This is a genomic window from Citrobacter sp. HN-141 (assembly GCF_033341895.1).
Classification (GTDB): domain Bacteria; phylum Pseudomonadota; class Gammaproteobacteria; order Enterobacterales; family Enterobacteriaceae; genus Citrobacter.
Genome location: NZ_JAWPBF010000010.1, coordinates 85723 through 110653 on the forward strand (window position 1 = coordinate 85723; position 24931 = coordinate 110653).

Annotated in this window: 22 protein-coding genes and 1 pseudogene; 7 read left to right on the forward strand and 16 right to left on the reverse strand. The window is 48.0% G+C overall.

Annotated elements, in window-relative coordinates:
- Window positions 1-23: 23 nt before the first annotated feature.
- Window positions 24-272, forward strand: a complete 249-nt coding sequence (hybG, locus tag RYZ59_RS13885; protein WP_048213216.1) for a hydrogenase maturation factor HybG — start codon at window positions 24-26, stop codon at window positions 270-272.
- Between the two features lie 48 nt (window positions 273-320).
- Here hybG and yghU read toward each other — a convergent pair whose 3' ends face one another.
- Window positions 321-1187: a glutathione-dependent disulfide-bond oxidoreductase gene (gene yghU / locus RYZ59_RS13890; RefSeq protein WP_137382583.1), complete on the reverse strand. Its 867-nt coding sequence runs from the start codon at window positions 1185-1187 to the stop codon at window positions 321-323.
- Window positions 1188-1405: 218 nt separating this feature from the next.
- On the opposite strand from yghU, the gene RYZ59_RS13895 reads away from it, so the two are divergent.
- The 6 genes and pseudogenes from RYZ59_RS13895 to RYZ59_RS13920 all read left to right on the forward strand — a co-directional run bounded on the left by RYZ59_RS13895 (window position 1406) and on the right by RYZ59_RS13920 (window position 9525).
- On the forward strand, window positions 1406-3694 hold the full coding sequence (locus RYZ59_RS13895; RefSeq protein ID WP_318048621.1) for an FdhF/YdeP family oxidoreductase: 2289 nt from the start codon (window positions 1406-1408) through the stop codon (window positions 3692-3694).
- A gap of 152 nt (window positions 3695-3846) precedes the next feature.
- A complete protein-coding gene (gene gss, locus RYZ59_RS13900) occupies window positions 3847-5709 on the forward strand; it encodes a bifunctional glutathionylspermidine amidase/synthase (protein ID WP_137382585.1) in 1863 nt (620 codons plus the stop codon).
- A 467-nt stretch (window positions 5710-6176) separates the two neighbouring features.
- Window positions 6177-6674 (forward strand): type VI secretion system contractile sheath small subunit, encoded by a 498-nt coding sequence (gene tssB / locus RYZ59_RS13905; RefSeq protein WP_137382586.1) that lies wholly within the window; start codon window positions 6177-6179, stop codon window positions 6672-6674.
- A gap of 66 nt (window positions 6675-6740) precedes the next feature.
- Entirely contained in the window at window positions 6741-8270 is a 1530-nt protein-coding gene (tssC, locus tag RYZ59_RS13910) for a type VI secretion system contractile sheath large subunit (RefSeq protein WP_318048618.1), read from the forward strand.
- 23 nt (window positions 8271-8293) lie between these two features.
- Window positions 8294-8641, forward strand: a pseudogene (tssK, locus tag RYZ59_RS13915) (type VI secretion system baseplate subunit TssK); the annotation flags it as partial.
- Window positions 8642-8664: 23 nt separating this feature from the next.
- Window positions 8665-9525, forward strand: coding sequence for an MFS transporter (locus tag RYZ59_RS13920; protein ID WP_318048616.1), 861 nt, complete (start codon window positions 8665-8667; stop codon window positions 9523-9525).
- 456 nt (window positions 9526-9981) lie between these two features.
- Here RYZ59_RS13920 and RYZ59_RS13925 read toward each other — a convergent pair whose 3' ends face one another.
- From RYZ59_RS13925 to RYZ59_RS13995, 15 genes are all read right to left on the reverse strand, one after another.
- Window positions 9982-11241 carry a tyrosine-type recombinase/integrase gene (locus RYZ59_RS13925; RefSeq protein WP_318048615.1) on the reverse strand — a complete coding sequence of 420 codons (1260 nt, stop codon included), beginning with the start codon at window positions 11239-11241 and terminating at the stop codon, window positions 9982-9984.
- Window positions 11242-11731: 490 nt separating this feature from the next.
- The gene (locus RYZ59_RS13930) at window positions 11732-12070 is read right to left on the reverse strand and encodes a 5-fold beta-flower protein (RefSeq protein ID WP_020838577.1); all 339 of its coding nucleotides are present in this window, start codon (window positions 12068-12070) and stop codon (window positions 11732-11734) included.
- Window positions 12071-12291: 221 nt separating this feature from the next.
- Complete coding sequence (locus tag RYZ59_RS13935) at window positions 12292-15408, reverse strand: HsdR family type I site-specific deoxyribonuclease (protein ID WP_318048614.1); 3117 nt, start codon at window positions 15406-15408, stop codon at window positions 12292-12294.
- Between the two features lie 121 nt (window positions 15409-15529).
- Window positions 15530-16675 carry a restriction endonuclease subunit S gene (locus tag RYZ59_RS13940; protein ID WP_318048613.1) on the reverse strand — a complete coding sequence of 382 codons (1146 nt, stop codon included), beginning with the start codon at window positions 16673-16675 and terminating at the stop codon, window positions 15530-15532.
- A complete protein-coding gene (locus RYZ59_RS13945; RefSeq protein ID WP_318048611.1) occupies window positions 16672-18228 on the reverse strand; it encodes a type I restriction-modification system subunit M in 1557 nt (518 codons plus the stop codon). The genes RYZ59_RS13940 and RYZ59_RS13945 overlap by 4 nt, the downstream gene beginning before the upstream one ends.
- 203 nt (window positions 18229-18431) lie before the next feature.
- Window positions 18432-20300, reverse strand: coding sequence for a DUF262 domain-containing protein (locus RYZ59_RS13950; protein WP_318048610.1), 1869 nt, complete (start codon window positions 20298-20300; stop codon window positions 18432-18434).
- A gap of 70 nt (window positions 20301-20370) precedes the next feature.
- Window positions 20371-20682: a hypothetical protein gene (locus tag RYZ59_RS13955; protein ID WP_207292837.1), complete on the reverse strand. Its 312-nt coding sequence runs from the start codon at window positions 20680-20682 to the stop codon at window positions 20371-20373.
- A gap of 58 nt (window positions 20683-20740) precedes the next feature.
- Entirely contained in the window at window positions 20741-21454 is a 714-nt protein-coding gene (locus RYZ59_RS13960) for a helix-turn-helix transcriptional regulator (protein WP_032165642.1), read from the reverse strand.
- 102 nt (window positions 21455-21556) lie between these two features.
- Complete coding sequence (locus RYZ59_RS13965) at window positions 21557-22306, reverse strand: DUF3944 domain-containing protein (protein WP_054625981.1); 750 nt, start codon at window positions 22304-22306, stop codon at window positions 21557-21559.
- 143 nt (window positions 22307-22449) lie between these two features.
- Window positions 22450-22836, reverse strand: a complete 387-nt coding sequence (locus RYZ59_RS13970) for a hypothetical protein (protein ID WP_245397046.1) — start codon at window positions 22834-22836, stop codon at window positions 22450-22452.
- A 74-nt stretch (window positions 22837-22910) separates the two neighbouring features.
- Window positions 22911-23150, reverse strand: a complete 240-nt coding sequence (locus RYZ59_RS13975; protein WP_042080396.1) for a DeoR family transcriptional regulator — start codon at window positions 23148-23150, stop codon at window positions 22911-22913.
- The gene (locus RYZ59_RS13980) at window positions 23129-23593 is read right to left on the reverse strand and encodes a lecithin retinol acyltransferase family protein (RefSeq protein ID WP_057060184.1); all 465 of its coding nucleotides are present in this window, start codon (window positions 23591-23593) and stop codon (window positions 23129-23131) included. The genes RYZ59_RS13975 and RYZ59_RS13980 overlap by 22 nt, the downstream gene beginning before the upstream one ends.
- 58 nt (window positions 23594-23651) lie before the next feature.
- Window positions 23652-24080, reverse strand: coding sequence for a DUF2787 family protein (locus tag RYZ59_RS13985; protein WP_026080582.1), 429 nt, complete (start codon window positions 24078-24080; stop codon window positions 23652-23654).
- A 47-nt stretch (window positions 24081-24127) separates the two neighbouring features.
- Window positions 24128-24559 carry a hypothetical protein gene (locus RYZ59_RS13990; RefSeq protein WP_017382949.1) on the reverse strand — a complete coding sequence of 144 codons (432 nt, stop codon included), beginning with the start codon at window positions 24557-24559 and terminating at the stop codon, window positions 24128-24130.
- On the reverse strand, window positions 24552-24905 hold the full coding sequence (locus tag RYZ59_RS13995; RefSeq protein ID WP_207292838.1) for a hypothetical protein: 354 nt from the start codon (window positions 24903-24905) through the stop codon (window positions 24552-24554). The genes RYZ59_RS13990 and RYZ59_RS13995 overlap by 8 nt, the downstream gene beginning before the upstream one ends.
- Between the last annotated feature and the right edge of the window lie 26 nt (window positions 24906-24931).

Below are 24931 nucleotides of genomic sequence, written 5' to 3' on the forward strand. Positions count from 1 at the left end.
GTTGCTATGGGGCGGAGTCAGATATGTGTATTGGAGTCCCTGGTCAGGTTCTGGCCGTTGGTGAAGATATTCACCAGCTTGCGCAGGTTGAAGTGTGCGGCATCAAGCGTGATGTTAATATTGCCCTGATATGTGAAGGCGAGCCTGCCGAACTGGTCGGGCAATGGGTGCTGGTGCACGTAGGGTTCGCCATGAGCATCATTGATGAAGATGAAGCTAAATTCACGTTGGATGCACTTCGCCGCATGGAGTATGACGTTACCAGCGCGTGATTTTATGCCGGATGGCGACGCCCCGGCGTCGCCATCCGGCATTTTGCGTTAACCCTGACGTTTATCTTCGGTATTGGTATCGAAGTCGCTGGCATCATGGCGTTCATGAAGCTGCTCATTCAACGGTCCGTTAGTGCGGTTTACAATGCGACCACGCTTAACTGCCGGACGTGCTGCAATCTCTTTTGCCCAACGCTGAACGTGCTTGTAGCTACCCGCATCAAGGAATTCTGCCGCATCATAGACATTCCCCAATACCACATTGCCAAACCACGGCCAGACCGCCATATCGGCAATGGTGTACTCATCTCCCGCCACAAACTGATGATGTGCAAGTTGCTTATCCAGCACGTCGAGTAAACGCTTGGCTTCCATGGTGAAGCGATTGATTGCGTACTCAATTTTAACCGGCGCATAGTTGTAGAAGTGGCCGAAACCACCACCGAGGAAGGGAGCCGCACCCTGTAGCCAGAACAACCAGTTCAGCGTTTCGGTGCGTTTCGCCAAATCCTGCGGCAGGAAGTAACCATATTTTTCCGCCAGATAGAGCAGGATCGAACCAGATTCAAATACACGTACCGGCGGGTTTTGTGAATGGTCGCGCAGCGCTGGGATCTTAGAGTTTGGATTCACTTCAACAAAGCCGCTGGAGAACTGATCGCCATCGCCAATGCGAATGATCCAGGCATCGTATTCCGCCCCCTTGACGCCCTGCGCCAGCAACTCTTCCAGCATAATCGTCACTTTCTGACCATTTGGCGTACCCAGCGAGTACAGCTGCAACGGATGTTTGCCGACCGGTAGCGTTTTCTCGTGCGTTGCACCGGAAACCGGGCGGTTGATATTGGCGAATGCACCGCCGTTTGATTTTTCCCACGTCCAGACTTTCGCGGGCTGATAAGTGTTGTCTGACATGTTGACCTGCCTTCTGAGTGGTTGTGTTGAAGCAGTGTAGCAGCTAGGTAGAACTCAATTTAACAGATTGGGACTTTATGTCGCTTTATGCTGAAAGGGGAAGATAAAACTAATCCGTTCATTGTACCCAGGCTGTACTCCATGAAGAGGAAATCAATATTAGACGGAAATTGCTACCGTACTCACCATCAATAATTGGCGGTCAGTAAGCAGTAACAATGAAAAATGGTGTTCCAGGAGTTAGCGGTTATCAGGGCCCGGCAGGTGGGTGGGGCGCGGTAAAAGCCGTCACTGCTTCGGTGTTTTCGCAAAAAGCTGTTGCTCGCGACATTATCGCGATGTTCAAAATGAACCAGGTGAAAGGGTTCGATTGTCCGGGCTGCGCGTGGCCGGACCCCGGGCATCGTGCGCCAATGGAGCTGTGCGAAAACGGCGTTAAGGCGGTCTCCTGGGAGACAACCCGCAAGAAAGCGTCACCGGAATTTTTCAGCCGTCACCCGGTTTCCACGCTCTGGCACTACAGCGACTATGAGCTGGAAAATATCGGTCGTCTGACGCATCCAATGAAATACGATGCCGCATCAGACACCTGGCAGGCGGTGGATTGGGATATCGCGTTTCAGGAAATCGGCGAGCGTCTGCGCAGCTATGATTCAGCACAACAGGTTGAGTTTTATACCTCAGGCAGAACGTCCAACGAGGCTGCGTTCCTGTACCAACTTTTTGCCCGTGAATACGGCAGCAGCAACTTCCCTGATTGCTCAAACATGTGCCACGGTCCTACCAGCGCAGGGTTAACACAGGCCATTGGCCTTGGGAAAGGAACCGTTGAGCTCAATGATTTTGACCATTGCGATCTGGTGATTTGTATTGGGCACAACCCTGGCACGAACCATCCGCGCATGCTCACCACGCTGCGCGATGTTGCCAGACGCGGGGCTAAGATTATCTCCATCAATCCGCTGACCGAACGAGGGCTTGAGCGCTTTAGCTTCCCGCAGAGTCCGAAAGAGATGTTCACCGGCCAGGCAACGGAACTCAGCAGCGACTACTACCAGGTCAAAATGGGCGGTGATGCCTCATTGCTTAAAGGCATCATGAAGGCGCTGATCGAAATGGATGAAGCGCGGATCTTGTTGAACAGACAACCTTGTCTCGATCATGCCTTTATCGATGAGCATACCGAAGGCTATTCGGCGCTGTATGACGATCTACGCCAGTGTAGCTGGGCGGCGCTGGAAGTGGACTCCGGCCTGACGCGCAGCCAGATGGAAGACCTGGCGCACAGTTACAGCAAGTCCCGCGCAACTATCATCTGCTACGGCCTGGGGATCACCCAGCATAAAAACGGTACTGAGAACGTTCAGCAATTGATCAATCTGCTGTTGCTGAAAGGCAATATCGGCAAGCAGGGCGCGGGGATCTGCCCGCTGCGTGGTCATTCTAACGTGCAGGGCGATCGTTCTGTGGGGATCAACGAAGCGGCGTCCGAAGACTTCCTGCAACGCCTTGAGAAGCATTTTTCTATCCGCGTTCCGCGCAAACATGGCCGCTCCAGCGTGGAGAGCATTCGGGCCATCGAGCGGGGAGAGGCGAAAGCGCTTATCTGCATGGGGGGAAACCTGGCGGTGGCTATGCCGCAACCACAGCGTACCTTCGCCGCGATGAAAAAGCTGGATATGCAGGTCCATATCGCAACCAAGCTCAATCGATCGCATTTGCTGTTGGCTAAACATAACTATCTGCTACCCGCATTGGGCAGAACGGAACGCGATCTGCAAGCGACAGGCATTCAGTCGGTGACCGTCGAGGATTCAATGTCGATGGTCCACGCTTCCTGTGGTGGGCTGAAACCCGCTTCGCGATGGTTAAAGTCTGAACCGGCAATTGTGGCGGCAATGGCACGCGCCACGCTGCCGCTTTCGCCGGTAAACTGGGAAGCATTAACCGGGGACTACGCGTTGATCCGTGACGCCATTGAAGCCGTGATTCCGGCATTCCACAACTACAACGCACGAATTGCCGAGCCAGGCGGATTTCGTATGGATACACCAGCCTCACGCCGTGAATGGCGTACGGAGAATGGCAAAGCCAACTTTATCGTCAGCCGCCAACGGGCCGTGGTGCGGGAAAACCAACCTGCGGATGCGCTGGTTCTGGCGACGTTGCGCAGTCACGATCAATACAACACCACTATCTATGGCATGAACGACCGCTATCGTGGCATTACCGGTCGGCGCGACGTGGTGTTTTTGAGTGCCACTGAAGCAGTGGCTCGCGGCCTGAGTCAGGGGGATGTGGTCAACGTTCAGGCGCTGGACGATAACGGGCTGCCCTGTGCCGATCGCGTGATGTACGGGTTAACGGTAGTGATTTACAACATGGCCGCGGGCTCAATTGGTGCTTATCTGCCGGAAGCGAATGTGTTGTTGTCACTGGATGCGGTAGACACTGAAAGCTTAACTCCGGCGTATAAAAGCGTACCGGTGACGTTGAAGAAGGCGTAGTTCCTGCTGTGAATTTTTCGCCTCTGAGCGCCAGCCGCTGCGTTGAGGTGTATGATAGGTCGACCTCTGTCCGGTTAGTGTCGCAGAGCAGGCAATCAGAGCGAAAAATTCACGCCAACCTGCTCAGGCTGTATTGTTTTGAGGTAAGGTGCATGAGCAAAGGAACGACCAGTCAGGATGCCCCATTCGGGACATTATTGGGCTACGCCCCAGGCGGCGTAGCAATCTACTCTTCAGATTACAGCTCCCTCGACCCACGGGACTACGACGATGATGCTGCTTTTCGTAGCTATATCGACGACGAATATATGGGCCACAAATGGCAGTGCGTAGAATTTGCACGCCGTTTTCTCTTCCTCAACTATGGCATGGTCTTCACCGATGTGGGCATGGCCTGGGAGATCTTCTCCTTGCGCTTCCTGCGTGAAGTGGTGAATGACAACATCCTGCCGTTACAGGCATTCCCGAATGGTTCGCCTCGTGCGCCGGTTGCAGGTGCTCTGCTTATCTGGCAGAAAGGCGGCGAATTTAAAGACACCGGCCATGTGGCGGTCGTCACCCAATTGCTGGAAAACAAAATCCGTATTGCCGAGCAGAACGTGATCCATACGCCGCTGCCCCCTGGGCAGCAGTGGACACGCGAGCTGGAAATGGTAGTGGAAAATGGCTGTTACACGCTGCGTGACACTTTTGATGACACCACCATCCTTGGCTGGATGATCCAGACTGACGACACTCGCCACAGCCTGCCGCAGCCGGAGATCGCCAATGACTCCCTAAAAATTGGCGGCGCACGACTGGAAGATAACGGGCAGTTTGACGGTAAGTGGCTCGATGAGCAGGACCCGCTGCAAAAAGCTTACGTGCTGGCGAACGGTCATGTGATTAATCAGGATCCGCATCAGTACTTCACGATTACCGAAAGTGCAGAGCAGGAGCTGATTAAAGCGACCAACGAGCTGCACCTGATGTATCTGCACGCAACCGACAAAGTGCTAAAAGACGATAATCTGCTGGCGCTGTTTGATATCCCGAAAATCCTCTGGCCACGCCTGCGTCTTTCCTGGCAGCGGCGTCGGCATCACATGATTACGGGGCGTATGGATTTCTGTATGGATGAGCGTGGGTTGAAAGTGTACGAGTACAACGCCGATTCCGCATCCTGCCATACCGAAGCCGGTCTGATCCTCGAAAGATGGGCCGAGCGTGGCTACACAGGGCAGGGACACAACCCGGCTGAAGGGTTGATCAACGAACTGGCGGGGGCCTGGAAGCACAGCCGCGCACGTCCGTTTGTCCACATCATGCAGGATAAGGATATCGAGGAAAACTATCACGCGCAGTTTATGCAGCAGGCGCTGCGTCAGGCCGGGTTTGACAGCAAAATTCTGCGTGGCCTCGATGAGCTACGTTGGGATGACGCCGGTCAGTTGATTGACGGTGATGGTCGTCTGGTGAACTGTGTCTGGAAAACCTGGGCATGGGAAACCGCGATTGAGCAGGTGCGAGAGGTCAGCGAAACGGAGTACGCCGCGGTGCCGATTCGTACCGGACATACCCAGCAGGAAGTGCGCTTGATAGACGTGTTGCTGCGCCCGGAAGTATTGGTATTTGAACCACTGTGGACAGTGATTCCTGGGAACAAAGCGATTCTACCGATTCTGTGGCAGCTATTCCCTCATCATCGCTATCTGCTTGATACGGATTTCACAGTGAATGATGAGCTGGCGAAAACGGGTTATGCGGTGAAACCTATTGCAGGACGTTGTGGCAGCAACATCGATCTGGTAAGTCATCAGGAAGAGTTGCTGGATAAAACCAGCGGTAAGTTTGCCGAGCAGAAGAACATTTATCAGCAACTTTGGTGTCTGCCAAAGGTTGCTGGTAAATATATTCAGGTCTGTACCTTCACCGTAGGTGGTAACTACGGCGGGACCTGCCTGCGCGGTGACGAGTCGCTGGTGATTAAAAAAGAGAGCGATATCGAGCCGTTGATTGTGGTGAAGGAAGCGTAATCTTTCTGCGTGCTCCGGAATGAGGTGCGAAAAGCCGAAGTATATCTTCGGCTTTCTTTATTTATAGTTAAATTGATTTTAATTATGTTTTAATAAATGACGTGGCCTATACATATAATGGCAAGCATTCCCCTTGGTAATATTTCAAAATAAAAATATATTTATTCAGTGAATGCATTTAACGTTAATTAATTCCTGTTGTTTGTATTAGATAAAGGGCTTCTTGATCTCTCTTTTAAATAAATAATACTGATGTATTATTTGATTGATTGGTGATATTGATCATGTTTTCTATTAGAGAATATATCGGATTACATCGCCACACTAATTATAATCATTAATTGTCATTAACAGTCGTTGTTGACTGCCCACAGAAATGACGTTGTATGAAACTCGTTGAGCGATTGGAAAATGCTCCGTTAGGAAATGCAGAATATCGGCAGGAATCGCCGGTCTGAGAGGGATGTATGGGTGACAGTTTTCAGAATGAAGTGCCGACGGCACGCGTTAATATCAAGTTAGATTTACACACCGGAGGCGTTCAGAAAAAGGTTGAATTGCCGTTAAAACTTTTGACCGTGGGTGATTTCAGTAATGGTAGAGAACAACGACCGCTATCGGAACGCGAAAAGGTTGATATTAATAAGAATAATTTCAACGATGTGTTAGCTAAGTTCTCACCAGTCGTTAATCTGAGTGTTAAAAATACGTTGGCTGGTGATGGTAGAAAAGACGATATTAATCTTACCTTTAAAAATATCCGCGATTTTGAGCCCGAGCAGGTAGCCAGAAATATCCCACAATTACGCGCTCTGTTGGCTATGCGTAACTTACTTCGTGACCTGAAATCTAACTTACTTGATAACGCTGCTTTTCGTCGCGAGCTGGAAACCATCCTTAAGGATCCAGCCCTGAGTCAGGAACTGCGTGATGAACTGGCAACCATGATGCCAGAAGAGATTTAACGCTATACAGGGTTTCCTCCGCTTAATTGGCAGGAATAGTAAAGGATCATAATAAGGAATATGTTGATGTCTGTTCAGGAACATACCTCTTCAGTCGCGGCCACTACGACCAGTGAATGTAGCGTTTATCAATCCCTCTTTGACAAAATTAATCTTTCCCCGGTTTCGGCATTAAAAAATGTAGATGCGTGGCAGAGCGATGAAGCGCTTTCTGATGCCGCTCCGGCTGAACGCGTGACCGCAGCTATTCAGGTTCTGGTTTCATGTCTGGCGGACGCCGCACAGCCAGTAGAGCGCCTGGATAAAACGCTGCTTGATGAACAAATTGCGCGCCTCGATAAGCAGATTAGCGATCAGGTAAATGAAGTCATGCATCGTGCTGAGTTTCAGAAGCAAGAATCGCTCTGGCGCGGTTTACATTCGATGATCACCGGCATCGACTTCCGTCGAAATGTCCGGGTAGAAATGATGGATATCAGCAAGGATGCGTTACGTGATGATTTTGACGACGCGCCGGAGCTTATCCAGAGCGGGTTATACCGTCATGTTTATATTGAAGAATATGATCAGCCTGGCGGCGAACCCATTGCGGCAATGATTTCAGCGTACGAATTTGATAACAGCCCGCAGGATATTGCATTGCTGCGCAATATTTCTGGCGTGTCGGCAGCCTGTCATATGCCGTTCATTGGTTCCGTTGGCCCGACATTTTTCCTGAAAGAAAATATGGAAGAAGTTGCGGCCATAAAAGACATCAATGATTACTTCGAACGTGCTGAATACATTAAGTGGAAAGCATTTCGTGATAGCGACGATTCACGCTATATCGGGCTGACTATGCCGCGTGTACTGGGGCGTCTGCCGTATGGTCCTGATACCGTGCCGGTACGTAGCTTCAACTATGTTGAAGAGGTGAAGGGGCCGGATCACGAAAAATACCTGTGGACCAGCGCATCTTTCTCTTTCGCTGTGAACATGGTGAAAAGTTTTATCAAGAATGGCTGGTGCGTCCAGATCCGTGGGCCACAGGCGGGCGGCGCAGTTAAAGATTTGCCTATCCATTTGTACGATCTGGGTACGGGTAATCAGGTGAAGATTCCGTCTGAGGTGATGATTCCGGAAACCCGGGAGTTTGAATTCGCCAATCTTGGCTTTATTCCGCTTTCTTATTATAAGAATCGTGATTACGCCTGCTTCTTCTCTGCTAATTCGGCTCAGAAACCGGCGCAGTTTGATACCCCGGAAGCGACGGCTAACAGTCGGATTAACTCTCGTTTGCCGTATATCTTCCTGCTTTCTCGTATCGCTCATTACCTGAAAATACTGCAGCGAGAAAATATTGGGACGACCAAAGATCGCCGCTTGCTTGAGCTTGAACTTAATAACTGGTTGCGCAGTCTGGTAACCGAAATGACCGATCCTGGCGATGACTTGCAGGCATCACACCCGCTGCGTGATGGGCGTGTCGTGGTGGAGGATATTGAGGATAACCCCGGTTTCTTCCGTGTGCGCCTGTATGCCATTCCGCATTTCCAGGTTGAAGGTATGGACGTCAGCTTGTCGTTAGTTTCACAAATGCCTAAGTCGAAATCTTAACGACGCAGCGCACAGGAGGTGCGATGAAGATCTATCGTCCGTTATGGAGCGAGGGGGCCTTTCTGGCTCCCCAGCAGTTTCAGCAACAGACACGTTGGGATGCCTATGTAGCTGACGTTGTTGCTCATATGTCACTTTCATCACCATGGGGCGTCATCAGCGCGGAGTTTGATGAAAGTGCGCTAACGGTTTCCCGTTTGAACCCCGTTAATCTGGTTGTGCGCTTTCCTGACGGTACGTTAGTGGATACAGGAATTTCAGATAACCTGCCTCCGGCGTGTGATTTATCGCATCTTACTGGTTACAGCAGCGTTGATATCGTGCTGGCGTTACCGCTGCTTTCAGCTAATGGCGGCAATCTTTCATCAGGGGTTCTATTGGTATTCTTCCTCACTTGGTTTCAGAGCGTGATATTCCTGATGCTATAAATATCACACATAGAATAAATTCTGTCATGTCTATCCTTGGGGGCGCGTTAGGCGGTTCAATGGTTACATTTTTTGGAGTGGCTAATTCTTTCTTATTTCTTTCAACATGTCTGTCTGTTGCATTTTTTCTTTGCATGTTGATACGCTACTCAACACAAAATGAAAATCCTAGCATTCATATTTCGACATGGTTGAATGATGTTAAAGATGGATTTAAATATACAATAAAAAATCCAGTCGTTTCAGGTTTTTTTATGTACAGTATTATTATAGGTATTGCTTTTGCGCCAATGACATTGGCATTTCCATATATAATTAAAGAGATAAATGGGTTGCCTCCTGTTTTTGTTGGTTTTTTGACAACAAGCATGGGCGGGGGGGTTATATTTGGATCAGTATGCCTTCCTTATGTAAAAAGATTTTTTGATAGTAAGCGTATAGTATATATTTCATCAGCTCTATTTTTCCTGTCTTTATTATTAGTGAGTATCTATCATAACGTTATGATGTTATTCATAGGCCAGTTTATTATTGGCTTGTCTAGAAATTGGATAAATGTAACTGTTGACTCATTGTTAATGGTTAACTTACCTAAAGAGCTAAGGACAAGAGTTTTATCAAATCTTATGTTTTTTGCAATGATTAATATGCCGGTAGCGATGATAGTATTTGGATGTTTGATGGATGTATTAGGCGTTTACAATATATTTTTTGTTCTCGCTATGCTGTCCTTTGCCGGTATGCTGGCGATTTTATCTAATAAAGGAGTCAGAGGGTTTCTTTCCGCAAAACCAGAGGAGGCAATGGAGATGTTATCTAGGGATTGAAAAACTAAGTCTTGTGATTGTTATAATGCGACTCGTTCTTCATTTGTGGTCCTATAATAGCTAAAATGAATTGATAGATAGGAAAGAAGCCCTACCAGTTAAAATCGTACTGGCAAGGCGTGCGCGTCCTTTTGCTTGCAGGGACTACATAACTTATTCATTTTCCCCTGACCTGCTTGGTTCCCTCTTGGTGGGAACCAAGCAGGTGGGTTTAGGTGACACGAATTAGCCTTTTCTACAAAATGTAATTTACTCACCTCACGCCACTTTTTAATTTCTGCTGCTCCCATCTATTAAAAAGCTATACAAGCACGGCCCGCCAGATAGATTTTCCCTGAAGCACGGAGAATTACGATGGTGATAAATCCCGCTGTTTTATCAGGGAGGTTCAGTGCTCGCTTTGTCGCACTTCGCCTTAGCCCTCAGTTTGATCAGAAGCCGGTGCATTAGCCTAGATCAGGCAATCTTAATCGACTTCTCAAAGCGATAAGCCGGGATGAATTGATGCCGGCAGGTATCAAGATAATCCGACCACCATTGCATCATCTGGGTCCGTTCGTCGAGGTGTTCCGCTTTGTGAATATACGCGGCGCGAACGTGATTACGCTCCTGATGGCTCATCTGCCGCTCCACAGCATCTTTTGACCAGCGACCTGATTCAATCAACGCGCTACACGCTATCGTACGGAATCCATGTCCGCAGATGTCCACCTGTGTGTCATAACCCATCGTACGCAGCGCCTTGTTGATAGTATTCTCACTCATTGGCTTACGGGCATCGTGATCGCCGGGAAAGAGTAATTCCCCGTTGCCGGATAACAGTTTTAGCTGCTTCAGTACCGTTACCGCCTGTTTTGACAGCGGCACAAGATGCGGCGTTTTCATTTTTGCACCGCGTTCTGAGTAACGCACACCTGTGATGGGTTCCCGATTTGCAGGAAGTGTCCACATCGCATTATCCAGGTCGATCTCCGACCAGCGGGCAAAACGTAATTCACTGGAGCGAATAAAAATCAGCAAATTAAGCTGTACCGCCAGCTTTGTCAGCAGTCTGCCTGAATAGCTCTCTATTCTTTCCAGCAGTTCAGGTAATTTTTCCAGCGGCAGGGCAGGGTAATGATTTTTCGGTGGTGGGGTGAGAGCGCCGCAGAGGTCATTGGCCGGATTGCTTGTAATCAATCCTTCCTGTACGGCGTAACGCATGATGACCGTCGTACGTTGCTGTATTCGTGCTGCGGTTTCCAGACAACCTTTTTTCTCTGCCATCCGTAGCGGGAGCAACAGATCAGCAGTTTTCAGGTCAGTCACAAGGGCATTGCCGATGAGCGGGAAAATGTGTAGCTCCAGTGAGCGCAGAACTCTGGTGGCGTGTGCCTCACTCCAGCGAATATTTGCGGCTACCCACTGACGGGAGACGGTCTCGAAGGTATTGCCGTTTTTTCTTGCCTGCTTGTCCTGCTGTTTCTTTACACCGGGATCGGCACCTGTGCTCAGTATCGTACGGGCTTCCTGGCGCAGTTTACGGGCCGTTGCCAGCGAGACGGTCGGGTAAGCGCCAAATGCCAGCTTTTTCTCTTTTCCGCCAAAGCGGTACTTAAGATGCCAGAGTTTGGAACCGTTGGGTTTAATCAGCAGATATAAACCTTGCGCGTCGCTGAGTTTGTATGGTTTGTCGAGAGGTCTGGCGTGGCGGGTGGCGGTATCAGTCAGAGGCATGGTGGGGGCTCCGTAGTTTATCAAACCGGCAGGCCCCCAATTAAGCCCCCAAAAACTACGGATGTCAAAAAATCTGGCAGTACCTTGCGGTACTCCAGATTCTTATCAAACTACTGATTTTTATATGTTTCCGGACGTATAGAGACATCCCAAAACAAAAATAGTGGTGCCCGGACTCGGAATCGAACCAAGGACACGGGGATTTTCAATCCCTTTAAAAGAGCCCAAACGATCCATCAGCACTAACAGTTTTTTACTGGTTTACCTTGAGAAAAATGTTTAAGTTTGGTTCTTCATGACTTAAGTATTGCTTAAATACGGCGTTTCGAAGCTACCAGAATCCTACCATTATGAGCCTATACCCATAGAAGAGAAATTATCTCCCGTTCTCGCGATTCAATGACTAAAAATCAGACGGTGCAGGCTTTTAGATACTGATATTATATCTTTTGGGTAAAGTATTAATCTCTGTTGAGATAGGCTCTTAGCCCTAAAATAGCCGAGCAGCAAACGCCAAAACAACAATACTGACATTACCATTAACTGTCGCGATGGTTCTGAGTCGATCGTCTTTAAGTGTTTTACCATCAAATGTTGCGATGGTGCGGAGTCGATCGTCTTTCAGGGTCTTGCCATCAAAGGTAGCGATGGTGCGGAGTCGGTCGTCTTTCAGGGTTTTACCGTCAAAAGTTGAGATGGTTCTGAGCCGGTCGTCTTTCAGGGTTTTACCGTCAAACGTTGCGATGGTCCTGAGTCGGTCGTCTTTCAGGGTTTTACCGTCAAAGGTAGCGATGGTACGGAGTCGATCGTCTTTTATAGTTACGCTCATAAGCATTCTCCTGTGATACGTCCGTTCAGCACTTTACCATCCAAAATCAAGCACTGGTTTCTGTAAGTTCTGGACGCTAATTGTCTGAATCAGCGATTAAAACTCATCCAGTTAGCATTAACATTAACCAGCGCCTCATCGATCATAACAGGTCTGATGCAGGTGAAAAGATACAATCTTACCTATAAATTACGGTAGCGCATTGTTCTTTTATCTGACATCTAGAGGTGTCCTCCAACCCCTTTAAATTTTTCGATAAATGCCCCAATTTTCTGGAATACAGTCTGCTTTTTCGTTTTGTACTGAGGATTCAGCGGACTGAGCTTTGGTAGCGTCTCATTTAGCTCCGTCCCATTTTCGGTGGCATACTCCCGTTTTAGTGATGTGCGGATATAGCGCCTTGCAGCCTCTTCATTGAGATTTTCTTCCTTAATCAACGCCTCTGCTTCCCGTTGCTGTTCACGCTGAGCATAGGTAAAGAATGCATCAATGATACTGGCCTTGTCCGGCATGTCATCAAGGTTAGTTTGCTGAATAAAGTCAACAATCAGACCTTCTTTGGCACGGTTGCCCAGACTTGAGCGGATTAAGCGTCTGACCTCTTCAGTCAGGGCTTCTTTACCTTTTTTCTGACGATTGTGGTCGAAAATCAGACCAAGGATGTAGTCCAGGTTAATCTCTTGCGACTTAAGCAGGTCAATTTCAAACACCACGTCATCCCAGTCTGTGGTTGATGTATCCCTGTCGTTTGCTGCTTTTTCGCGTCGCTGCCAGTCCCGGATATCATTGTATGCTGAGCGATAGTCCTGAACTTTACGTTCTGCCGGAAGACGAATGGTTTGTAATTCAGCAAATTTTTCATCATCCACATAGTGCTCTGCTTTAAAGGTTTCTACCGCTTCCGGGTCACTAATATCAACCTTCTGCAGGGCTTTCAGCGTGGCAAATTCATCGTAGTTTTGCAGGATGTTTTCTGCCCGCAGATATTCACCAAACAGTTTGACGAAGGCTTTTTTCTCTTTTTCACTGTCTATACTGGCAGGGTCAGGGAAGCGCTGCTCCAGCTCCGAAACAACAGCCATAAAACCTCGTTTAGCCTCACCGGTTGCCGCATCGGTAAAGCCCTGCATGTACTCTTCGTAGCTTTTTTCCAGCACCACATTCTTGGTGTTTTTGTCGCCGAAAAGTGTGATGGCATCAATGGTCGGACGCTCCAGGTCCCTGAAAGTCACGATATTGCCGAAGGTTTTGGTTGCATCATAGATACGGTTGGTGCGTGAGAATGCCTGCATCAGACCGTGATAACGCAGGTTTTTGTCAACGAACAGAGTATTGAGAGTCGGAGCATCAAAGCCAGTCAAGAACATTCCCACCACGATGAGAAGGTCAATATCCTGATTTTTCACTCGTTGAGCTAAATCGCGGTAGTAGTTCTGGAAACCGTTACTGTCGGTGCTGAAATTGGTTTTAAAGTGGTTGTTATAGTCATCAATGGCTGAATCCAGGAATTCCTTCGCGCTGCTGTTCATTGCACTGGTATCAAAACTTTCGTCGGTAATATCACCAATGGCGCTTTGCTCTTCATTAGCAGCAAAAGAAAAGATGGTTGCCACACGAAGACGTTTATAGCTGCCAGATTTCTTCTCAGCTTCTTCCTGTAGCATTTTAAATGTCGTGTAATAAGCTTTTGCCGCGTCCACGCTGCTCACTGCTAACATGGCATTGAAGCCTTTTGCTCCCGGGAAGGTACGATGCGTTTTCTGGCGGAAGTTATTGAGAATGTATTGCGTTATTTCCTGGATACGCAGTGGGTGCAGAAAGGCCTGCTGGTTTTCAGCCGCGCTGAGTTTTTTCTCGTCTGTTTCCGTTTCAAGGGACTTAAACTGTGGGCGGACATCGTTATAGTCCACCTTAAACTTCAGCACTTTTTCATCACGAATCGCATCAGTAATTACGTAAGAATGTAATTCACGCCCGAAGACGCTGGCGGTGGTTTCTGCCCCCAGTGCATTTTCCGGGAAAATAGGCGTGCCGGTAAAACCAAACTGATAAAAGCGTCTGAATTTCTTTTTGAGGTTTTTCTGGGCCTCACCAAACTGGCTGCGGTGACACTCATCAAAGATAAACACCACCTGCTGCTGATAGACGGGCAGGTCAGCTTCGGCTTTCATCAGGTTATTGAGTTTCTGAATGGTTGTGACGATAATTTTGTTATCGTCCTTATCCAGGTTTCTTCTGAGGCCTGCTGTATTATCCGAACCATTGACACTGTCCGGAGAGAAGCGCTGATACTCCTTCATGGTCTGGTAATCGAGGTCTTTCCTGTCGACCACGAAGAAGACTTTATCAATAAAGTCCAGCTCGGTTGCCAGTCGTGCGGCCTTAAAGCTGGTCAGGGTTTTACCTGACCCAGTGGTATGCCAGATAAACCCGCCGCTTTCTGGTTTTGACCAGTTCTTCGCTTTAAATGAGCTGTTAATTTTCCAGAGGATTCGCTCAGTGGCGGCAATCTGATAGGGGCGCATGACGAGCAGCGTCTGGCTGCTGTCAAACACGCTGTAATTAAACAGAACATTCAGCAGAGTATGCTTCTGGAAGAAAGTGGCGGTAAAGTCCTTCAGGTCCTTAATCAGAGTGTTATCCGATTTCGCCCAGTTCATGGTGAAATCAAAGCTATTTTTATCCCGTTTAGTGGTACTGGCAAAGTACCGGGTATCAGTCCCGTTGGAAATCACGAAGAGTTGCAGATATTTAAACAGGGAGTTATCGCTGTTAAAGCTTTCCTTGCTGTAACGGTGTATCTGGTTAAAGGCTTCACGAATCGCCACGCCGCGCTTTTTGAGTTCGATTTGCACTAGTGGCAGGCCGTTGACCAGAATCGTAACATCATAACGGTTAGCGTGTGAGCCAGTCTGCTCAAACTGCTGAATGACCTGCACCTTATTGCGCAGCAGGTTCTTTTTATCTATCAGATAGATGTTTTCCAGACGACCGTCATCAAACGTGAAATCACAGATATAGTCGATATGGATTTTACGGGTTTTGTCCAGGCTGCTGTCACTGGGGCTGTCGAGATACTGCTCTGCGAAACGCCGCCATTCACTTTCGTTAAACACCACACCATTAAGACGCTGAAGCTGGTCCCGCACATTCGCCAGCATCGCAGTCGGTGACTTAACGGAGATAAACTCATAGCCCTGATTAAGAAGGTCCTGAATCAGCTCCCGCTCAAGGTCCAACTCGCTCTGGTAGCTGTCACCGGTATCCATAACTTTGGTGAATTTATCAAGGACGATAAAGTTATTGGATTCAGCAATAGTGTGTGTTTGATGAGTCATAGCGCATCCTTTGTGCCGTCTGGCAAGGGCCGGAAGGGGGGGGATGGTGACTTCCGGCGCGTAAAAAATAGTCTATATACTGACCGGGTGTTAAGGTGGCCCGATCGGTAGCAATGGTCAATTAATTACTGACAGTTTCAGGTTTCGGGAAACTGAAAAGTAAATCACGGTAGTATTCGTATTGTTTCTGGCGCAACTCGATTTCACGCGGGAGACCTTCAGTGATGGAGTTGGTCAGGGTGTCGAATTTATCGAGTATTTCGACAATGCGAGCTTGTTCTTCTGAAGGTGGTACAGGTATTGGGAATTTTAAAAACATTGGTCGACGAAGTGAGGTAACCGATGAACTTACTGATGCTTTTTGAATATAGGTAAAAAAATATGCTGTTATATAGTGATATACAAATCGCGGATTCATAAATGCATTTGGGACAATACGATATGCTCTCTGATGCAAAGCATATTTACCTTTAGCGTAATGAAATACCTTTCCCACCCCGGCACCATCTCCAGCCGTAATGATTGCTGTTTCATCAAAATCAAATACATTTAACTTTAATGGCTCACGTCCACGTGCATAAAAAATATATTTGCCATGTTCTATAGCATCTTGCGTATCATGGTTACCTGTTCCTATAACAGCCACTTCCCCCAAAGTCTTCCACTCAACCTCACCCTCTTTAAAACTCAATAACTGGTCGCGATAGTAGTTGTACTGTTTTTTTCGCAGGGTAAGCTCAGCTGTAAGCTCAGCTGTAAGCTCAGCTGTAAGCGCAGTAAATTTATCCAGAATCCGGACGATTTCAGACTGGATAGCAAGGGACTTTTCTGGGATGTTTGGGCAGGGGATCGGGACGAATATTCTATCTAAGGATGTTTTAGATAAGCGAGGGATGCTGGCTTTACGAACCTGAGATGAAATTTTATTTTTTTGTGTGAGTAAGTAATGATACAAAAATTTGCTATTTAAGAGGTTGGTGGAGGCCACATAATACACGTCATCAGCAGCCCAAAATGGACTAGAGCTGTAACCTATCTCACCTGCTGCACCTGCGCAAATAACAAAAGTGGTATCAGGGTTTGTGTTGTGTTGATGATAATAGCCTAAGGGAGTCATACTGTTTTGATAAACAGCAAATTCCCCCTCCAACTCAAGTTGGCTTCTGACCAACCTCTTACCTCGCTTAAGCTCTGCCGCGTTTTCAAGAGCCAGCCATTTCACCTCAACCCCATTAAGTAGATTTTCCAGATAGCTCAACTCACTCATCCCTGCACCTCGTCACCTTCAATTTCTGCCACAATTGAGTCGATATCCTTACGTAACTGATCGATTTTGCCGACGGTGATTTTCAGTTCAGTATTCAGTTCGGAGATATCAATTATTTCTCGGGTATTCATGGCTTCGACGTAGCTGCTGACTGACAGGTTATAGTTATTGGCGGCAACTGTTTCATGAGGGATAGTTTTAGCGAGGTGGTCAATATCCGCTTTGCTGGCAAAGACCTGCATAATCTTTTCGATATGATTATCAGTCAGGATATTGTTATTGGTTTCTTTCTTAAACAACCCACTGGCGTCAATAAACTGAACACTGGTGTCAGTTTTATGTTTAGACAGCACCAGAATGTTAACGGCAATGGTGGTGCCGAAGAACAGGTTTGGCGCGAGTGAAATCACCGTTTCAACATAGTTGTTGTCGACCAGGTACTGGCGGATTTTCTGCTCTGCACCGCCACGGTAGAAAATACCGGGGAAGCAAACTATTGCTGCACGCCCCTTAGCAGACAGGTAGTTCAGCGCATGAAGTACAAACGCAAAGTCCGCTTTTGATTTCGGGGCCAGCACGCCAGCCGGAGCAAAACGCTCATCGTTAATCAGGGTCGGGTCGTCACTGCCAATCCACTTAACCGAGTACGGCGGGTTAGAGACAATCGCATCAAACGGTTTTTCATCGCCAAAGTGAGGCTCAGTCAGGGTATTCCCCAGTCTGATATCAAATTTGTCGTAGTTGATGTTGTGCAGGAACATGTTCATACGCGCCAGGTTAAAGGTTGTATGATTTATCTCCTGACCATAAAAACCTTCTTCAATGATATGGTTATCAAAATGCTTTTTGGCCTGAAGCAGAAGAGAGCCAGAGCCTGCAGCCGGGTCGTAGATTTTATTGACGTGGGTCTGCCCGTGCATTGCCAGTTGCGCAATCAGCTTAGAGACGTGCTGTGGAGTGAAGAACTCCCCGCCAGACTTACCTGCATTCGCCGCATAGTTAGAAATAAGGAATTCATAGGCATCACCAAACAGGTCAATCTGATGCTCGTTAAAATTCCCCAGCTTCAGCCCTTCAACGCCTTTCAGAACGGCGGCAAGACGGCTGTTTTTGTCTTTAACTGTGTTACCCAGACGATTGCTGGTCGTATCGAAATCGGCGAACAGGCCTTTGATGTCAGCCTCGGACGGATAGCCGTAGGCAGAGCTTTCAATAGCGACGAAGATACTGTTTAAATCAGCATTCAGCCTGTCGTTGGTGTTCGCTTTAGCGGCAACGTTGCAGAACAGCTGGCTCGGGTAGATGAAATAGCCTTTAGTCCTGATGGCATCGTCTTTGATGTCACCGGTAATGATGCTGTCATCAAGTGCTGCATAATGTATGCTCTCATCCCCTGCTTCCATGTAGCTGGAAAAATTCTCACTGATGAAGCGGTAGAAAAGTGCACCGAGTACATACTGTTTAAAATCCCACCCATCTACGGAGCCTCTGACATCATTGGCAATGGCCCAGATTTGACGGTGTAGCTCTGCACGCTGCTGAAGGCTTGTCATTTTGTATCCTGTTGTATGATTCTTAAGTACTGTTATTGGTCCGATTTTATCGCAATTTCATATTGATGACAGGCTTTGTATGTCATACGTTGCACTGAGAGTTCGTTTGCCCGGTTGTGTAGCCAATGCTCTTTCAGCCAGGCCAGTAGAAACGTTGCGCTGATGATAAACACTGAAGCCCCAATACTATCGGGGCTGAACGTTCAGTCGGTGAGAATTTCTTCATCCGTATCCATTGTGGATGGTGATGAATCTATTTTTGTTGTAAGAAATACCCGATTCAGCAGTCTTTGCTTCAGGGCGTTTCTTCGCTCATTGTAGAATTCCGGGAAGCGACTGAACTCAATATTTTCATCTGAAACTAACAACATTGATGGCGTATAGTTGTTTGATGAATGAGATAGCCATTGTTTCAGGGATGTATCCTGTTTACTTATATTCTGAGAGTGATTCAGTAAATGAAGATTAGGTATGGTGTCCCAGTGCTCCGGATTTTCATAAAAGCTGAGGTTTTCTGGTGTATTCGCAACATAATCTAATTTTTCAAGATATTTCTTTGAAAAATGATTTCTTGGGTGAAGGTGATCAATATGAAACACCTCGGTCGGATTCATTTCAGGGAACAGAAGATGCAATAGTGCGCGGCAACGACCTTCGCCATATCTGATATTGAGAAGGCTTTCGATGTATTCGTCGTCAAATCTAAGGTCTTTATTCGAGCCTTTATATCTGTCAATAATCTTCTCAAGAGGAAAATGAATATCTGAAAGACTATTCTTCATTACATCTCTGATACTCGTGAGTAGCGCATCGGCCTGGCTTCCAAAGATCCCTTTCAGAAGTACCATGTAAAACCACTGGCTAATTACTGAGCGTTCATTGTGGTTTTTATTCAGGAGATTAATCGTTGTATATAATAGATGTCCACTGTTTTGCTTTTTGTAAAGCCAGTAGACCACAGGAATGACTGCATTTTTAGATATCAAAGACTGTGGATTGATGCCGAATCGCCTGATAAGAATAAAAGACTCCTTGATACAGGATTTTATTTCAGACCATTGCTGTTGTATCTTACCGACCTCCTCTGAAGTGAAGTTTTTTACTTTGAACCGGACGTCAGAGTCAATAAGCATCAGGCTGGTTTTTAAGAACCAGTCTCTTTCAATATAAAACCCCATCTCGTTGTTCTGATAAATATTTTTTGTCAGTTCATCCAGTTCTCTTCTGAAATCCCCCTGCCAGTGCGCTACCGCTATTGACATCAGTAAGTCGGAGAACTCAAGTTTTGTCCCCCCGCTGTTCGTGCGGATGAAAACATCCAGCACATGATCAATGTCCTGACTGCTTTCATTGAAGTAGTGGATAAGATTTTCAGTTCTTATCTTGGTATAAAGTCTCAGTAATGTTTTTCTGGAAAATTCACTGGAAATGAGTCCTCTTTTTTCGAGTTCTGGTTCGACAACGTTAAATAAAATATCATCCGGAGAATCATGTTGCTCGTATTTGAATATTTCGTGCAGGCAGAACCAGTGATGTTTGTTGTCTGTAAGTGAATCAGCGTATTGCTTCTCGGTGAGGAACCTGAAGTTGTACTTCATCATGAGTTCGTCGTCTGACTTAAGTGGCGCTGTTAAATCGACGTAAAGCTTTCTGGGTGGCAGGATGCGATCATCCTGTGCCGAAGGCCACCACATCCGGGGCTGTTTATACGCATACGTTCCACACAATCCAATATATAATGATGTGAGACGCTGCTGACCATCAATCACCGCCTTGAAATCATGAAATCCAGCATTTGTTGCTACGCAGGGGTTTTCTTCATTAAATCGCTGACAGTATTCTTTCAGGAATTCATAGAATTTGTAATCGTTTTTAATACTGGCACTACGGATATCCCACATCATGAAAGAGTTTATCGGGTAGTCTCGCATGATGGAATCAAACAGCAAACATATTTGACTGCTGCTCCAGACGAACTTCCTCTGAATTGCAGGCAGAAGATAGTGGCGTAAATTAATTGAATCTATCGCTTGTTTTATCGTTATTGCTTTTTCATACTGGCCAGCCATCATAAACCTCATATGTTATATTAGCTGGCCTATTTTAATTTATTGCGTGTCGGTAGTACAGTCTTTGTACAAACTAATTTATGCAATGGAAAAGCTGACGGCTCGGTTTGTGTTTTTCATTCGGGTAGACTCGCATTGCGGATGTACAAAGTGATGAAACCTGTCTTGCTATATTTTTACCGAAGTTAACAAGTAGGCCGTGCTTTATTTTTTCACCCTCTGCCCTGATGCTGATGACAAAGCTGAACTGATATACGATTACCTCAATGAGGTCATTGCCAAATGTTATGATGGCGGCGTTGTTTATTTCATATTCATAATCCCTCAGGTCAGTGTTAAGTCTTGCTGTTGCATCTACAAGTGCGTATTCTTTATCGATAATCATAACTTTCTCACTTATCATGTTAATGTGATTTAATCATCACTAATAATATGTTGTGATTTTAATTACGATTATTCGTCTGTTTACTCCCGTAATGCATTATCTGATGAATAATGTTCATGTGGGGTAAGGCTTCCATAAAGTCAGACTGTTCAATCAGCGAAATGAGTGTGTTATCGATCTCAAACGTTGTATCCGGTAATACCTCAACCAGCCTGATTCGGGACAGGGAAATAACGAACACGCCCGATGACGTACATCCGGCAAGAAACCACTCCGCATGGCTGCAAAGCAGACGGTAGGGATGAACGGTATGGCTGACGTTTTCGTCGGTTCTGATACGCACCTGGGTCTGGTTAAGTATGGCGAGCGTCAGTCTGCTGAAATCACCGAAAAGGGTGGGTTTCTGGCGCGGCTCCGGTAGCATAATCCTGTATGGCGAGGGACGTTCCCCGTCAAGCATCAGGCTCAGTAGTTTGGCATCCATCGCGGGTAACAGACGGTCAAGATGCAGCAACCTCGCCAGTATCTTCATATCCCGTTCCGTGCGGCGACGAAAGTAATGTGAGGCAAGCTGATACACGCCGTTGCTCTGTTCAATATCAAGGTAGGTCAGACGGACGTTGAAATCCCGTCGCAGCGTTCGCGTCGTCACTCCAAATTCTTCTGCCAGCGTCCCGATATGCAGCTTTTCACCCTGAAACAAACGGCTCAGGATGATGGAAAGGCGGGTTGCCAGTCTGTCATGTTCGTTTTCTTGTGTTATCAGCGTCATACATCATTTCCGAATTTAGCCGGGAAATGATGCCAGCAGTAGCGGACAGGATTTGTCCGCCCTCTGAAGTTTTTTAAAGTCTGAATACCTTAAATGTAAGTGCTAAACGTCAGTATTCTCAGGTGAATAAAGATGCTTCTGGCGCATGTAGGCAATAAAAATGCAGGATGGTAGCGTCACCCGGTATGCGGGACCGGCTAAATCAATCAGCAGCCAGAGAGAACTGAGCACCCAGCCCACGGGACCGGCAAAAGCGCCCATGGTACGCGTCAGCATGGCATTTCCTGCAACGGTCAGCCCTCTGCCTAACAGGGCTTTCGCCACACCATTTGTGACAACAAGTGCCATCTGGTAGGCCGCAAACCCGGATGTTTTTATCCCCGCCTGGATTGCCATGGTCAGCAACTCCGGCGTGGGGTTGCTGTAGCCTGTCTGCAATTCTTCCGCCACGGTCTTTAGCTGATCGGGCGTCATCTTCTCAAGGCTTTTCTCCAGGATCTTCATCAGCAGATTCATTTCAATGGTTTCAACACTGGATTTGTTGTTGTAGTTCACCTTCATTTTATCGCAGGCATCGGTAAGAATTTCCCGGTACAGCACCCCTTTACCCCAGCGGAGCAGCGTGGCAAAGCTGTTCGCCCCAAACGTCTGAACCTCGGCGGCAATGGCATCCCAGTAGCGCGGGTGGTTGGGCTTGTGTTTTTTATACTGAGGATCGTAAGTCAGCGTTTCCGTGATGCGTGCCAGTCCGTCTTTCGGATCGTAGATAAGCACAGAAACCAGTAAATCCAGATCGTCACGATGGCAGTGGCGCAGAAACTCAAGGTCGGGGTCGTGTCGGTAGGTAGCCATATTTCACCTCATTGCAGATATTGGACCTGACAGTTTAATTACTCCCCCCGGACAGGATGTGTCCGGCTGATCAAGAAAAAGTAAAAAAAAACCTGCCCGAAAGCAGGTTTCTGTTCACCGGATGGAGGTATAACGCGTCGGGATTACTTTCCGCGCCATTCCTTTTCCACTTTATCCGCAAAAGCATCGCACTGCCGGGCATATTCCGGGTTATAGAGCAGCTCCGACTGCGAAAGTTGCATGGCGGTCATGCTGCCGTTACGGGCATTTGATTCGAGCCAGGTTCTGCCATAGGTCTTGTTCATCACCTGAAGTACCCTGTTGAATACCGGTCCGTTGATGCGGGCATTGAGATTGACGCCTTTTAACTGAAGGCCGCTGTCGCTGGTCTGGGTCAGGCGGGTGGAGTACATCGCGCAGAAGGTCGAATTGGTAATCATCTGAGCGTCAGCCTGCTCGTCGGCGAACGCGCTGTGGCTGAAGGCGGAAAGCAGAATTGCGGCGGTTAACAGTTTTAAAGTTTTCATCATGTTCCCTTATGGATTGAAAAGCGGAGACAGCCTGCCATACGGGGTGGTCAGGAGATGTCCGGCAGAGAAAAAAGTCAGGGTTTCAGCGAGGGAGCCAGTCGCCAGCGGTGAGGGCCAGCGGATTCCAGCACAAAGGCCAGTTGAGCGAGGTCCCGTCTTGCTGTGCGGGGAGAGACGTCAAACTGCCGGATGATGTAGCGAACAGATATTGTCTGACCGTAAAACAGCACCATGGTCAGCCGGATGAGCCGTTCTCCCTGTCCGGTGACACGTTGCCTGCAACGGCTGGCTTTCATCGTTGCCATACGCGCCATCGGTCCCCTTTCTGAAAAGAATCGAGATGTCTGGCAAGCCAGATATCAGGGCACGAATCGCCGGTAACGCAGCGGGCAGTAAACCGGTGGCAGTTAAAGTCGAGCAGGCTATAAGGATAGCGCTGACCCACTGCCGCCTTTGCCCGTTCAGCGGCCCGCGCACAACCCCGTGGTGTCAAATCCATACAGTCGGTATACACAGAGATAGCGGAGTTCCAGCCATCGAGCCGGTCAAGAAACTCACGAGCATTACTTCGGATAACAATGCCGTCGCCGTCAAGATGAACAATGTCGCCATTACCCACATAGATACCGCTGTGTGCGGCAAGGCCAAAAAGCAGTTCGCACTGCACGATACCACCGTAAGCCGGTTCATCGACGCAGGACAGAATGCAGTTATCGATAAATGAATCCACGAAGTTCAGCAGCAGAAGCCGGTACATAACATTCAGTTCCTTACTACGGGGGAGAGGGGGGATGCGTGGGAAACCGGGTGAATACTCAGCTTTCCCACAACGTACGGACCGTGAAAACCCCCATATCGTGGTAAGCCATAAAGTTACTTTCCCATAGCGACCAGAACTCACGGGCGTCGACATGAGAGATATCGCCACAACGGGAAAGCCACGTGTATTGTTGCGTCCAGCTCACATCGACATCTTTTTCAAGCTCAGGCCATGGATGCCCTGCATAGTGAAAATCGGTGACGTAATCGAGCTGCCAGTCTTCTCCGGCAGGGATGAGGCGTATTTCGACCGGATGCCAGCCGCCCTTTTCCGGTGAGTATTCAGGGTCACGGAAGTTAATGGTTAATCCGGTGATGGGGTGACGATGAGGCGGTTTTTGCGCAACGATACCCAGAAGCAGTTGGGTGAACGACCGGGAGAGCGGCAGCACATAGCCGCCCTGCAATATAGCGGGTGATGACATAGTGAATTTCCTTTTTAAGGGGTATGGAACACAGAAAAAGCGGGGGATTAGTCCTGGCTGATTGCGGCAAGCTGCGTCAGACGGTGCTGCCAGTCGGCATAGCAGCGGTGCATAAAGAGTCTGCTGCTGTCCGCTTCGATAAGGCAGATATCCGGACTTCTGAGCACGGCAGCAAGAAAACCTGCGTTATTGGTGCTGCCTTGACCAAACAGTGGGCGAAATACACGGGACGGAAAGCTGTCCTGCTGCTGTTCCAGAATGGCGTGAATCGCATCAAGCGCTACCCATTCACGGGAGAACAGGCCTCCTTCGCCATTGGCGGTTAAGCGCAGGGCAAGGCTTCCGGTTTCACCCTCTTTACCCAGCTCATACGTCAGCAGTCCCTTGCTATGGGGGCTGATTTTCTCTGCTTCCCCGCTGTAGAACACGGTATAGCTTTCGATGACGGCGGCTTCGGTAGCGATTTTTTTCTTACTCATGGTTCAGCGCCTCAATCAGGTTCTGGAGTTGAGTGATAATGGTCGTTTCTGGGAATACCAGATAGATACCCTGTCCGTTATCACAGACGATACCGAGAAGCAGATACCAGCCATCATCAAGTGCGGTGACGTATTCCGGGTTAGCCAGTGCCACTGCCAGCAGCGGGTCTTCGGGGAGGGTGTCATCGTGGTTGAGATGCCAGAGCAGGGTTCCCGTTTCGTTCCAGAAATCGGTAAACAGGTCGATATCATCGACGGGGCCGAGGATTTCATTGCTGAGGGCTTCCAGCGCGGAGGCGGGCAGGTTGAGAAGGGGAAGACTGGTGGGGGTAGTGAGTTTGAACATGATTATCTCCATTTGATTGATTTCAA